Consider the following 12,917-nt stretch of genomic DNA (forward strand, 5'->3'; position numbering starts at 1 on the left):
CAACTCTGACCCCTGGAGGTCTCCCATGAAGAAAATCGCCATGTTCGCCCTTGTTTCCGCCCTGCTTGCCGGTACTGCCCACGCCCAGGACAAGGTCACCATCACGGTCGCCGCCTTCCCCAGCCTGGACACCTCGATCAAGGCCGTGCTGCCCGCCTGGAACAAGCTGCACCCCAACATCACCATCAAGCTGGTGGCGCAGGAATTCGCCGATCACCACAACGCCATGACCACTGCGCTGGCCACCGGACAGGGCCTGCCCGACGTGATGGCCGTGGAAATCGGCTACGTGGGCAAGTTTGCCGAGGGCAAGGGTCTGGAAGACCTGAACAAGGCCCCCTACAACGCCGAGCAGTACAAGAAGCTGTTCACGCCGTTCACGGTGGCGCAGGCCACCAGCGCTGACAAGCGCTTTATCGCCATGCCCACCGACATCGGCCCCGGCACGCTGCTGTACCGCAAGGACGTGCTGGACAAGGCCGGAGTCGATCCCGCACAGCTCAACAAGAGCTGGGAAAGCTATCTCGCAGCGGGCAAGGTCATCAAGGCCAAGACCGGGGCCTCGCTGATCAACACCGCGCAGAGCATCTACGGCGTGGTCAGCCGCACCAACCTCAAGGCCGGCGAGGGCATTTATTTTGACAGCAAGAACAACCTGCTCGTCGGCCCGGACAACGCCCGCTTCCTGCGCGCCTTCACGCTGGCCAAGCAGGTGCGCACCGAGGGGCTGGACGCCAAGATCGGCGAGTGGAGCAACGAGTGGTACGACGCCTTCAAGAAGGGCACCGTGGCCTCGCAGTTCAGCGGCGCGTGGCTGACCGGCTCGCTGGAAAGCTACATGGCCCCCGACACCAAGGGCCTGTGGCGCGTGGAAAACCTGCCGGAAGGCGGTTACGCCTCGTGGGGTGGCTCGTTCTACGCCATTCCCACCGCCGCCAAGAACAAGCAGTGGGCCTGGGAGTTCATCAAGTTCATGACCATGGACAAGTCCCAGCAACTCGCGGCCTTCACCATCAACGGCGCGTTCCCGGCGCTGCTGACCGCGCAGAACGACAACATCTTCAGCCAGGGCGTGCCGTTCCTGGGCAACCAGAAGGCCCGCGTGCTGTGGCGCGACGCCGCCCGCAAGACCCAGCCTATTGACGTGAACAAGTACGACTCGGTGGCCGATCAGATCGTGAACACCGAGCTGACCAACGTGCTGGAGCAGGGCAAGGACATCAAGCAGGCCCTGACCGACGCCCGCACCCAGATCCTGCGCCGCGCCCGCTGAGTCTGGCTGGCCTGACCCGAATGTCATGACCGTCCGGGGGAGCGAGAAAGGCAGCTCCCCCGTTCCCATTGCCACCCGTTCCCATTCCTACAGGGTGCCGCTTTACCAGCGCTGCTGCTCTCACAGCACTGTTTTTCTAACAGCGCCGCCCCTGGCGCACGGCGCGAAGGATGACCCCCATGCAAGAACGAGTGCCCCTGCCCACCAGCCGCCCACGCCGCCGCTGGAGCTATGACCGCTTTCAGCAGCGCGCCGCGCCGTACATGTTCGTCAGCCCATTTTTCATTCTGTTTCTGATCTTCGGGCTGTTTCCGCTGGGCTTCAGCCTGTTCCTGGCCTTTCACCTGTGGAACCCGCTGGACGGGCTGGGCAACTGGCAATACGTGGGCTGGGACAACTTCAAGCTCGCACTCGGCGCACCGGACCAGTTCTGGGTCTCGCTGAAGATCACAGTCTGGATCGGGCTGCTTTCGGGGGTGCCGCAGCACCTGATCGCGCTGCCGCTGGCCTTCGTGATCAACCAGTCGCTGCGCAAGTGGCAGAGCGGCATCAGCACCATCCTGTTTCTACCGTACATCACCAACGCCGTGGCGATCACGATTGTCTTCGGGATGCTGTATTCCGAGAACCTGGGGCTGCTGAATTACGCCCTGTCGGTGGTGGGGCTGGGGCCGGTGCGCTGGCTGGCGCAGCCAGATCTGGTGCCGGTGTCGGTGGCCGTGGTGGTGTTCTGGCGCTACGTGGGCTGGAACGTCATTCTGTACCTGAGCGGCCTCCAGGCCATCAGCGAGGACGTCTACGAGGCCGCCACGGTGGACGGCGCGAGCAAGGTGCAGAAATTCTTCTACATCACGCTGCCGCTGCTGAAACCGATGATGTTCTACGCCTTCACCCTCACCATCGTGGGCAACATGCAACTGTTTGAGGAACCGTTCATCATGGTGGGTCAGGCGGGCGGCAGTGGCGGTGCGGCACTGACCTCGGCCATGCACATCTTTAATGTCGCCTTCCGTGACCTGGATATGGGTTACGGCTCGGCGATGGCTTGGCTGCTGTTCCTGGCGATCTTCGTGCTGAGCATGATCAACAACTACCTGTTTTCACGGGGCGGAGGCCGCCAGTGACCACTCAACCGCTTGAAACCCCTATCGCCACACCCCGTCCACCCCGGCAAAAATCCCGCTTCTCGTTCGGGCGCGCGGGCCTGTGGCTTTTCGTGGGCGTCGCCTGCTTCCTGTCGCTGGTGCCGTTTTACCTGATGTTCGTGTGGTCCTCGCTGCCCAGTGCCCAGATCTTCACCGTGCCGCCGCACCTGTGGTTCGGGGACGCGCTGGTCGGCAACTTTCAGAAGATGATGACGGCCACCGACAACTTCGCCCTGCGCCAGTTCTGGAACTCGCTGTACATCGCGGCGCTGTCCACCGTGACCACGCTGTTCTTCTGCTCGCTGGCGGGTTTCGCGTTTGCCATGTACGACTTCAAGGGCAAGCAGTACCTGTTCGGCTTCATTCTGATCACCATGCTGATTCCGCCGCTGGTGATGGACATTCCCAGTTTTCTGGTGATGAACAACTTCCTGCACTGGATCGGCACGCCACGCGCGCTGTGGGTGCCGGGCATGGCCAACGCCTTCGGCATCTTCCTGATGCGCCAGTACATCGTCTCGGCGCTGCCCAAGTCCCTCATTGAGGCTGCGCGGCTGGACGGGGCCAGCGAATTCGGCATCTTCATGAAAGTGGTGGTCCCGCTGATCCGCCCGATTCTGGCGACGCTGGGCATCGTGACCTTCGTGGGATCGTGGAACAACTTCAAGGGCGCGCTGATCATGCGCCTCAGTGAGGACAGCACCATGACCCTGCCGCTGTCGCTGCGAAAGATTACTGGCGGCGCAACAAACGTCAACGCCGACTGGGGCGCAACGCTGATGATGGTGGTGCTGACCGTGATTCCGCTGCTGATCATCTTCCTGTTCGCCAGCCGTCAGGTGATTTCGGGCCTGACCAGCGGCGCGGTCAAGGACTGAGGGTGAGAAAGACTCTGATCCTGGGTCTCGGTCTGCTGCTCTCTGCGCAGGCCGCCACCGTTACGCCGTCCGGCGCAGCATCAAAAACGATTCTGCCTGCCAGCGTCAGCGCCTTTAACCTGGGCAACTGGATGCCGGTGATCGAGGCCACGGCAGAGCTGAATGCCCTGAAACCCGCTGCCCTGCGCTGGCCCGGCGGCAACATCGGCGACGAGCAGAACCGCACGCCTGCGGCGATGGAAACGCTGAAATCCATGTGGACGCTGCTGGGTCAGCCCCCGCTGATGTTGCAAACCCGCGTCTTTTCCCGTGATGCGGGCAACCGGAGCGGCGAGGAGGCAAAGAATACCCCCGAAGACGCTGCCGAGATGGTCAGAATGGCGCGGGGCCTGGGCCTGAACGTCGCGTACTACGAGATCGGCAACGAGCCGGACCTGTACGCCACCAACCGCAGTGACCCGAGCTGGACGCCCCAGAAATACTGCGGCGTGGTGCGGGCACAGAAAGCCGCCATCTTGAAGGTTGATCCGCAGGCGAAGATTGCCGGGCCAGCCGTCAGCAACCCTGGCGCGTTTCTGGACGCAGTGATCAAGGAATGCGGCGACGCCTTCGATCTGGTGACGTGGCACCTGTACCCCTCCAATGGCGACGGCAGCGACGCGCAAGCTTTTGCCAGCATCGGCAGGGTGACGGACACCGTGGAGCGCGTCAAAAAGCTGTGGGCAGACCCAGCCACCAATCCGAAGGGGCAGGGCAAAATGCTGGCGCAGGGCGTGACTGAATACGCGCAGTCCTACCGATCGGACCGGGCCACCCACCTCTCGGACGCGGTGGGCGGCCTGTGGGCGGCGGAGGCGGCGCTGCGGATGTCGGAATCCGGCGCGGTCTTCAATCCCTACTTTTCCCTGATGGCGACGGGCAATCATGGCCTGCTGGACGACGCCGGTTTTCCCCGCATGTCCTACGCCGCCTTCCGCGAACTGGCGAATTACCGGGGCCAAACCTTCGGCGTCCAGAGCGATGACCCGGCGGTATGGCTGCACGCCTCTAAACAGGACAACCTGCTGACGCTGTTTGCCATCAACACCCAGCCGGACGCCACACCGCTGATCCTTAACTTGCCCGGCTATACCGTGATCGGGGCCAAAACCGTGACCGACGCGGACGTGAACGCCGACAGGCCGCCGCGTGCGCTCAAGCTTGGCAGAGCTTTGACGCTGCCGCCGCTGAGTTTTACTCGGGTGGTTTTGAAGAGTTCGGACTGAAGCAAAAGCGCTTTCGTATACTACAGATTCCGGCTGTTTCATTAACAAAGCGGCACTTTCCTGATTTGCCAAATCCACGCCCGGAACCCGCTCCTCTCCTTCTCGTATCCGATCAGATTTTATCGTTTTTGCAAGTCTGTTCAGTTGGAGTCCGTGGAAGGCAAGCCCCGCCTGTCTCCTCTCTCGCCGGTAAAGTCCAGAACCACTTTCTCAAACTTCCCCAGGAGTTCCCATGAACCAGCCCAATGCCACCAGTTTCCCCCCCCGCTTCATCTGGGGCGTCGCCACCAGCAGTTATCAGATTGAGGGCGCGGCCCACGAGGATGGCCGGAGCCAGAGCATCTGGGACACCTTCTGCGCCACGCCCGGCAAGGTTCTGAACGGCGAGAACGGCGACGTGGCCTGTGACCATTACCACCGCCTGGAGAATGACCTTGACCTGATCCAGAGTCTGGGCGTCAACGCCTACCGCTTCAGCGTGGCGTGGCCGCGTATCGTGCCGGACGGACGCGGCGCCACCAACCGGACCGGGCTGGACTTCTACAACCGACTGGTGGACGGCCTGCTGGCGCGCGGCATCACCCCGTGGCCGACGCTGTACCACTGGGATCTGCCGCAGGTGTTGCAGGACAGGGGCGGCTGGCCTGCCCGCGACACGGCACTGGCCTTTGGCGACTACGCGGAGGTAGTGACTGCCGAACTGGGGGACCGCGTGAAGCACTGGATCACCATCAACGAGCCGTGGTGCGCCGCGTTCCTGGGCTACGGCAACGGTATCCACGCGCCGGGCCATACCGATCTGGCCGAGAGTTTCGCCACCTCGCACCATCTGCTGCTGGCGCACGGGCTAGGTGTGCAGGCAGTGCGGGCGAATGCGCCCGGCGCGCAGGTGGGCATCACCCTGAATCTGGCGGGAGCGTACCCGGCGGTGAACAGTGAGGCGGATAAAGCGGCAGCCCATCGTCAGGACGGCTTCGCCAACCGCTGGTATCTGGACCCGGTGTTCGGGCGCGACTACCCGCAGGACTTCGTGGACCTGCTGGGGGCCGCCAGTCCGCAGGCGCAGGGGCTGGTGCTGCCGGGCGATCTGGAAATCATCGCCGCGCCGACGGACTTTCTGGGCGTCAACATGTACTCGCGCAACGTGGTGGAGGACGCGCCCGGCGAGGGCTTCCTGGGCCTGCGGCAGGTGCATGTGGCCGGCAGCGAGTACACCGGCTTTGACTGGGAGGTGGCCCCGCAGAGCCTGACGGACCTGATGCTGCGGCTGCAAAAGGACTACAACCCGGCGGCCCTCTACATCACCGAGAACGGCGCGACGTACCCCGACAGCGTGGAAGACGACGGCACCGTACATGACGGCGCACGCACCCGCTACTTCCAGCAGCACATCACGGCGGTGGGAGACGCGCTGGCGGGCGGAGCGAAGATGGCCGGGTACTTTGCGTGGTCATTGATGGACAACTTTGAGTGGGCGGAAGGCTACGACAAGCGCTTCGGCATCGTGCATGTGGATTTTGAGACCCAGGCGCGCACCCTGAAGCAGTCGGGGCAGTGGTACCGCGATTTCCTGGTCCGCGCACAGGAGGGGCAGCCCGCGTGACCAGACCCCCGGAGCCTCCGCATCAGGCGAGTGCAGCCCTGACCAATCCGGTGCTGCGCGGCTTTCACCCCGATCCCAGCATTTTGCGGGTGGGTGAAGACTATTATCTGACCACCAGCACCTTTCAGTGGTATCCGGGAGTGGCGATCTATCACTCGCGCGATCTGGTGAACTGGCGGCCCGCCGCGCAACCGCTGGACCGCCTGACGCTGCTGGACATGCGCGGCAACGCCGATTCCGGTGGCGTCTGGGCACCGGCCCTGTCGCACGACGGTCAGCGCTTCCACCTGATCTACACCGATGTCAAGAGCTGGGGCAGCACAGAGGTCTTCAAGGACAGCCACAATTATCTGACGATTGCTGAGAACATTGAGGGGCCGTGGTCCGAGCCGATTTACATGAACTCCAGCGGCTTTGACCCCAGCCTGTTTCATGACTCGGAAGGCAGTACATCTGTGGATGAGGGCGGCGACGGGCGCAAATGGTTCGTGAACATGCTGTGGGACCACCGGGCCGGGCGCAATTCGTTTTCCGGCATCGTGTTGCAGGAGTACAGCCCCGAAGAAAAGCGGCTCGTCGGCCCGCGCGAGGTCATCTTCAGAGGCACCGAACTGGGCGTGACCGAAGCGCCGCACCTGTACCGCCGAGGCGGTTGGTACTACCTGCTGACGGCGGAGAGCGGCACCAGTTGGGAACACGCGGTCACCGTGGCCCGCTCTCGCAACCTGCACGGCCCCTATGAGGTGCATCCCGACAACCCCATTCTGACTGCCGTGGACGCGCCGGACCTGCCCATTCAGAAGAGTGGACATGCCAGCTTCACCAACACGCCGGATGGGGATTGGGTGATCGCCTATCTGTGCGGGCGGCCTATCACCAAACACGGCGAATGTCCGCTGGGACGCGAGACAGCGTTGCAATCGCTGGTGTGGGGCGAGGATGGCTGGCCGCGCCTGGGTTCCGGCGGACACCACCCGCAGCTTCACGCTGAGTTGCCCGCCTTGTCGCCGCATCCCTGGCCGGAGGCTCCTGCCCGTGACGACTTTGACGGGTCTGAATTGCGCTCCGAGTGGATGACCTTGCGTGCGCCAGCCAATCTGATGGGCGTGGAATTGACGGGCAACAGCCTGAAACTCATCGGGCACGAATCGCTGAACAGCAGGCATCAACTGGCGCTGGTGGGCCGCCGCCTGCAAGCGCTGGACGCCCGTTTCCGCAGCGCCGTCAGCTTTGACCCGGAAGACTTTCAGCAGATGGCGGGCGTGTGCGCCTATTACGACTCCCGCAACTGGGTCTACCTGCGCCTGAGCCGGGACGAGCAGCGGGGACGCACGCTGGCCATTCTCCAGTCCGAGAACGGCGATTATCGTGAGCTGCTTCCAGAAGAAGTTCCGGTAGGCGACGGCAACCCGGTGCATCTGGGAATCGTCTACAGCGGCGGGCAGTTCTGGTTTGAATACAGCGTGGACGGCGAGGAATGGCAGCAAATCGGCGACAGGTTGAGCGCCGGACTGCTGAGCGACGAACATTGTGGCGGTCTCAGCTTCACCGGCACCTTTCTGGCGCTGACCTGCCAGGACCTCAGCGGGCGCAAGCTGGCTGCCGAGTTCCACTGGGCCGAATACGTGGAGACGGCATGAAATTATTCCTTCTCGGGGCTGCACTGCTGGTGGCCTCAGCAGGAGCACAAGCAGTGACAGGGGCGCAGACTGTTCCCAGACTGCCGCAAGCGGAGGCCGAAACCCGCGCCCGCACCGTGCTGGAAGGGATGACGCTGGATGAGAAGATCGGGCAGGTCAGCATGGCGCATTTCTTCCGCTTTCTGGAAGGTGGGAAAAGCGGGCCGATTGCCGCCGATGCGGGCGATGTCTTTGCCCGGCTGTTGCCCGGCGCGACGCTGAACGGCGGTGGAGACGCCCCGCAGCCCAACACCCCGCGCGGCTGGGCCGATGCCCTGCGCGGGCTGGAGACGCTGGGCCGTCAGAATCTGCCAGGGGGTGTACCTGCGGTCTTCGGCACCGACGCGGTGCATGGCGTGAACAACGTGCCGGGGGCCATCCTCTACCCACACAACCTGGGGCTGGGCGCGGCTTTTAACCCGGCGCTGACGCAGGAGCTGGCCCGCGCCACTGCCGCCGATATGCGAGCCATGAACATGGACTGGGATTTCAGCCCGGTGGCCGATCTGGGCCGCGATCCGCGCTGGGGCCGCTTTTACGAGACCTTCGGAGAGTCGCCGTGGCTGGTGGCCGATCAGATCACGGCCAGCGTGACGGGCCTGCAATCCGGTGGGGTGGCCGCCACCCTCAAGCATTTCGTGGCCTACGGCTCGCCGGGGCTGGGCCGGGACCGCGCCAATGCCGAGATCAGTCTGCGGGCGCTGCACGAGCTGTATCTGCCCCCCTTCAAGGCCGGAATCCGGGCCGGAGCCATGTCGGTGATGGCCAACAGCGGCAGCGTCAACGGCGTGCCAGTGCATGCCTCTCAAAACATTCTGACCGATCTGCTGCGGAGTGAACTGGGCTTTAAGGGGCTGGTGGTCAGCGACTGGAACGACATTGACCGACTGGTGAACACCTTCAAGACCCACGCCGATCTGGTCCGTGCCACGGCAGCCAGCGTCAACGCCGGAATTGACCTGTACATGGTTCCCAACGATGTGGAGAAGTACGAGGCGGCCCTGAAGGAAGCGGTGGAGGGTGGTCTGGTGTCTCAGGAGCGGCTGGACGAGGCGGCGCTGCGGATGCTGACCTTCAAGGCGCAACTGGGCCTGATGGACGCCCGGCCCTCTGGCAGCGGCGTGATCACCAATGGGCGGGCACTGGCGAAACGGGCGGCAGCGGCGACACTCACACTGCTGGAAAATGATGGGGCGCTGCCGATCAAAACAGGCCGGGTGCTGGTCACGGGTCCGGCGATGGACAGCGCGGCCATTCAACTGGGGGGCTGGAGTGTCAACTGGCAGGGGGTGGGCAAGGGCAACGTGAGCTACATGCCAAAGGTCAGCACGCTGGCAACGGCCCTGAAAGCCTCTGCTCCAGCGGGCGTGACCGTCAGTGCGCTGCCCGACAGCAAACGCGAGGCGCTGCTAAAAGCCGCCGCGAACGCCGACACCATCGTCGTGGCGCTGGGCGAGGCTCCTGCCGCCGAGAGTCAGGCCAACAATCCCAACCTTTCGTTGCCGTCTGGTCAGATCGGGCTGCTGCGCGACCTGCTGGGAACGGGAAAACCCGTGGTGCTGGTGCTGATGGCGGGCCGTCCGATCCTGCTGCCGGAGGACCTGCAAAACCGCCTCCCGGCCTTCGTGATGGCCTACCTTCCCGGCAGCGAGGGCGGCGCAGCCCTGGCCGACGCACTGTATGGCCGCGCCGGGTTTCCGGGCCGCCTGCCGTTTACCTGGCCCGGCAGTCTGGGCGAAGTGGGCCTGACCGCAGACCGCCCACCTGAAGGGGCAGGTGACGCACCGCTGCCGCTGTACCCACTAGGCTTCGGGCTGGATTACACCACCTTCCGCACCAGTGACGGGCAGGCGGCGAGGACGGCGGACGGCGTAAAGATCAGCGTCACCGTGACAAACACAGGCGAGAAGGCAGGCACGGCGACCTTCATCGTCAACGCCAGCCTGCCGCCTGCCGGAAACCTGGAAGCGGTATCCCGTCCGGTGGGCGTTGTCCGGGCTGAACTCAAAAAGGGTGAGGCGCGCACACTGAGCCTCGACATTCCGGCGGAACGGCTGGAAGCCTTCACGGGTGACGCGTTCAGGACGGTCCGGGGCGAGGTTTTGCCGGGCCAGTACACCTTTAAAACCGGGGACGAGCTGGTCCGACTCAGCCTGCCGTGACCCCTGTGGGTGTAGCAGACGGCTGAAGAGTCATTGAAGGCGGAGCCTAGCCCAGAACATTCCGCCTGAAGCGCTCCAGCAGGGCCAGTCCCACCGCGCCACTCTTTTCCGGATGGAACTGGGTGGCGTGCAGGTTGCCCACGCTGAGGGCCGCCCAGAAGGGAACGCCATAGTCAGCGAGTGCGCCGTGCTGCACCGCCACATCGGCGGGCACGTAATAACTGTGGACGAAATAGGCATAGGCCGGGCCATTCAGCTCCCGCAGCAGCGGCGAGTCGCCGACGCGTTCCAGGGCGTTCCAGCCCATCTGCGGCACCTTATGGCCGGGGGCAGCGGTGAACTTGCGGACTGTGCCGGGGATCAGATTCAGGCCCGGCACGCCCGGCGCTTCCTCCGAATCGCTCAGGAGCATCTGCATGCCCACGCAGATGCCGAGGAGCGGCACGCCCGCCCGCGCCGCGTCGGTGACGGGGCCGTGAAAGCCGCCCGTTTCGAAGGCTTGCATGACCTGCCGGAAGTGGCCCTGGCCGGGCACCACCAGCGCGGAGGCGTGCGGCACGTCGTCGGGATCAGCGGAGACGCGGACCCGCATTCCAGCCCGTTCCAGCGCTTTAGCGGCGCTGCGAACATTGCCCGCGCCGTAATCGAGTAGCAGGACTTCGGGTGAGGTCACAAACTGCCCTTGGTACTCGGCATCTCGGCAGACGTGACGGCCACCGCGTCACGCAGAGCGCGGGCCACAGCCTTGATCACCGCCTCGATTACATGGTGGGCCTCACGCCCGGCCAGCAGGCGCACATGCAGGGTCACGCCGCCGTGGTTACAAAAGCCGCGCAGGAATTCGCGCAGGTGGTAGTGGGTCATGCCGCCCGCGTCGCCCCACACGTCCAGCGCCTCTGGCTCGAAGGCGAGGTGGGCGCGGCCCGACAGATCCACGACGGCGTGCGCCAGAGTCTCATCCATCGGCACGAAGGCGCTGCCGTAGCGCTCGATGCCCTTACGGTCCCCCAGCGCCTGCGACAGAGCCTGCCCCAGCGTGATGCCGGTGTCCTCGATCAGGTGGTGAGGTTCGATATGCAGATCGCCCGTGGCCGTCACGCTCAGGCTCAGGCGACTGTGACGGGCCAGGGCGTCGAGCATATGGTCAAAAAACCCGTGCCCAGTGTGCGGCGCGTCATACACGGAGGAATCGAGAGCCAGACGAACGGTGATCTCGGTTTCGGCGGTCTTGCGGGTCATGGTGGCGGTGCGGGAATCGGGGGCCGTGCGGCTCATGGTGAGGAGTGTAGATGATGCACGAGCAGTTTTAGGGGTCCTTGTTGAGATTGGCGCATGGACGCGTTCATGGCAAACGCTACGCTCTAAAATTTTGATCATTATCATTTCATTTATCATCCGATATTGAAAATATCCGTGAAGGCTCAGGCCATTTTGCGCGCACTTTTGCACGATCCTCAAGCTATCTCTGCACTTCATCAGCCAGACCTCAATTTCCAACGGATTACGTCTTGACCATAATATGATTCTGTTATAGACTAAATTCATGAAGCTCAGTGATGTTCAGAAACGACTCCAGGCCCCGTTTCCGTCCCATCTGGTGGGGTGGAAACCCCAGAGTTACACCAAGGACCGCAGCCGGGCGCTGATGCTGTCCTACGTGGACGCCCGCGCAGTGCAGGACCGGCTGGACGCTATCTGCCCCGACGCCTGGTCTTTTGAAATCGAGGTGATCCCCGGCACGGCCACCGCCACCGTCAAGGGCCGCCTGACCGTGCTGGGCGTGACCCGCGAGGACATCGGTGAGGCAGGGGACGGCAATCTGGGCACGCTGAAAGCTGCTTCCTCGGACGCACTCAAGCGCTGCGCAGTGCAGTTCGGGATCGGACGCTACCTTTACGATCTGCCCAAGCAGTGGGTCGACTGGGACGACGCCAGACGCGGCCCGAAGGTGACCCCCGAACTGCCCGACTGGGCGCGGCCCGATCACGAACGCAGCCCCGGCGGAGCGCATCTGGTCCAGGCGATGGAGCAACTTCGTTACGAGCTGCCAGAAGACCTGGACCTGCAACGGGAAGTCTACAAGCACCTCAAGGCCGCGCTGGGCAGCATTCATCCCGTGCCCGTGAGCCAGGGACAGGCCGCATGAATCCCTCGCCCAGTACCCGCAACCTGCTGACCGTCACCCTGGGTCTGCTCATGCTGATGCTGATGAGTGGCGCGCTGGCGCGAATGCTTTAGCCGAAGAGGGAACACGACGCCGCCGGGAAATTGCATCCCGGCGGCGTTGCTCTGATCTGAAGCCGAAAAATCCAGCCTTACGGCGCGGCTTTCCCCAGCGTTGGCTGATAGGTTCCCGGCTTCACATCTCCCGGCACGGGTCCCAGCACCGCCTCGATCCCTGCGTTGATCCACGCGAAGGCGCGGCGGGTATTGGGCATGGTGTAGGTCTGGTCCGCGCCGTGCTGCATGAAGGCGTAGACGACGCGCCGCCCATCTCTGGTTTGAAAGTAACCGCTGTAGGTCAGGATGCCCCAGCCGTTGCCGCCCTTGCCACCAAAAAAGTTGATCTGCGGTTTCCCAGTACTCCGGAAGGTTTTTGACGAATGGGGTGGGGATCGTCCATGTTGATGTGTGGCAACAAAACGGACGACCCCCAGCCAGATTCTAGCGGCCCTGCTCCCTGGAACCAGCCTGCGTTCCACCCAGGCCGCCTATCTTCAGGTGCTGTTGGTGCTGTGGCTGGTCGTTCCTGGACGACTGAATTTCACCAATCTGGCCCGCTATGGCGGGCCATCTGAGCGAACCCATCGCGCCTGGTTCCAGAAACCAATGCCGTGGGTGGAGTTGAACACCAGTTTGATCTTGCAGATGCAAGATCAGCAGTGTCTGGGCAGGGAGAGCATCATTGGGAT

General features: G+C 63.6%; 10 protein-coding genes and 2 pseudogenes. 9 read left to right on the plus strand and 3 right to left on the minus strand.

What is annotated here, in order from left to right; translation table 11 throughout:
- Window positions 1-25: 25 nt before the first annotated feature.
- The 7 genes from BOO71_RS06830 (at window position 26) to BOO71_RS06860 (ending at window position 10,005) form a co-directional block, all read left to right on the plus strand.
- The gene (locus BOO71_RS06830) at window positions 26-1,273 is read left to right on the plus strand and encodes an ABC transporter substrate-binding protein (RefSeq protein ID WP_075831203.1); all 1,248 of its coding nucleotides are present in this window, start codon (window positions 26-28) and stop codon (window positions 1,271-1,273) included.
- Window positions 1,274-1,452: 179 nt separating this feature from the next.
- On the plus strand, window positions 1,453-2,397 hold the full coding sequence (locus tag BOO71_RS06835; protein WP_075831204.1) for a carbohydrate ABC transporter permease: 945 nt from the start codon (window positions 1,453-1,455) through the stop codon (window positions 2,395-2,397).
- Window positions 2,394-3,296 carry a carbohydrate ABC transporter permease gene (locus BOO71_RS06840; protein WP_083653131.1) on the plus strand — a complete coding sequence of 301 codons (903 nt, stop codon included), beginning with the start codon at window positions 2,394-2,396 and terminating at the stop codon, window positions 3,294-3,296. The genes BOO71_RS06835 and BOO71_RS06840 overlap by 4 nt, the downstream gene beginning before the upstream one ends.
- Window positions 3,297-3,298: 2 nt before the next feature.
- Window positions 3,299-4,561 (plus strand): hypothetical protein, encoded by a 1,263-nt coding sequence (locus BOO71_RS06845; RefSeq protein WP_075831205.1) that lies wholly within the window; start codon window positions 3,299-3,301, stop codon window positions 4,559-4,561.
- 232 nt (window positions 4,562-4,793) lie between these two features.
- Window positions 4,794-6,164, plus strand: a complete 1,371-nt coding sequence (locus BOO71_RS06850; RefSeq protein WP_075831206.1) for a GH1 family beta-glucosidase — start codon at window positions 4,794-4,796, stop codon at window positions 6,162-6,164.
- A complete protein-coding gene (locus BOO71_RS06855; RefSeq protein WP_254843065.1) occupies window positions 6,161-7,804 on the plus strand; it encodes a glycoside hydrolase family 43 protein in 1,644 nt (547 codons plus the stop codon). The genes BOO71_RS06850 and BOO71_RS06855 overlap by 4 nt, the downstream gene beginning before the upstream one ends.
- A complete protein-coding gene (locus BOO71_RS06860) occupies window positions 7,801-10,005 on the plus strand; it encodes a beta-glucosidase (RefSeq protein WP_075831207.1) in 2,205 nt (734 codons plus the stop codon). The genes BOO71_RS06855 and BOO71_RS06860 overlap by 4 nt, the downstream gene beginning before the upstream one ends.
- Before the next feature lie 46 nt (window positions 10,006-10,051).
- On the opposite strand, the gene hisH is transcribed toward BOO71_RS06860, so the two are convergent.
- Window positions 10,052-10,678 (minus strand): imidazole glycerol phosphate synthase subunit HisH, encoded by a 627-nt coding sequence (gene hisH, locus BOO71_RS06865; protein ID WP_075831208.1) that lies wholly within the window; start codon window positions 10,676-10,678, stop codon window positions 10,052-10,054.
- Entirely contained in the window at window positions 10,675-11,280 is a 606-nt protein-coding gene (gene hisB, locus BOO71_RS06870) for an imidazoleglycerol-phosphate dehydratase HisB (protein WP_075831209.1), read from the minus strand. Before hisB ends, hisH begins: the two co-directional genes overlap by 4 nt.
- Before the next feature lie 268 nt (window positions 11,281-11,548).
- Here hisB and ddrA point away from each other — a divergent pair, with 268 nt between their 5' ends.
- A complete protein-coding gene (gene ddrA, locus BOO71_RS06875; RefSeq protein WP_075831210.1) occupies window positions 11,549-12,151 on the plus strand; it encodes a single-stranded DNA-binding protein DdrA in 603 nt (200 codons plus the stop codon).
- 169 nt (window positions 12,152-12,320) lie between these two features.
- Here the strand turns inward: ddrA and BOO71_RS06880 are convergent.
- Window positions 12,321-12,566, minus strand: a pseudogene (locus BOO71_RS06880) (serine hydrolase); the annotation flags it as partial.
- A 166-nt stretch (window positions 12,567-12,732) separates the two neighbouring features.
- On the opposite strand from BOO71_RS06880, the pseudogene BOO71_RS28250 reads away from it, so the two are divergent.
- Window positions 12,733-12,917 (plus strand): annotated as a pseudogene (locus BOO71_RS28250) (hypothetical protein); the annotation flags it as partial.

Source organism: Deinococcus marmoris, assembly GCF_001949125.1.
GTDB lineage: Bacteria > Deinococcota > Deinococci > Deinococcales > Deinococcaceae > Deinococcus > Deinococcus marmoris_A.

What these genes read in the sequence shown, in the direction of transcription:
- BOO71_RS06835 (WP_075831204.1), top strand. Translation starts at nt 1,453, where the DNA reads ATGCAAGAACGAGTGCCCCTGCCCACCAGCCGCCCACGCCGCCGCTGG.
- BOO71_RS06850 (WP_075831206.1), top strand. Translation starts at nt 4,794, where the DNA reads ATGAACCAGCCCAATGCCACCAGTTTCCCCCCCCGCTTCATCTGGGGC.
- BOO71_RS06860 (WP_075831207.1), top strand. Translation starts at nt 7,801, where the DNA reads ATGAAATTATTCCTTCTCGGGGCTGCACTGCTGGTGGCCTCAGCAGGA.
- hisB (WP_075831209.1), bottom strand. Translation starts at nt 11,280, where the DNA reads ATGAGCCGCACGGCCCCCGATTCCCGCACCGCCACCATGACCCGCAAG.
- ddrA (WP_075831210.1), top strand. Translation starts at nt 11,549, where the DNA reads ATGAAGCTCAGTGATGTTCAGAAACGACTCCAGGCCCCGTTTCCGTCC.
- BOO71_RS06830 (WP_075831203.1), top strand. Translation starts at nt 26, where the DNA reads ATGAAGAAAATCGCCATGTTCGCCCTTGTTTCCGCCCTGCTTGCCGGT.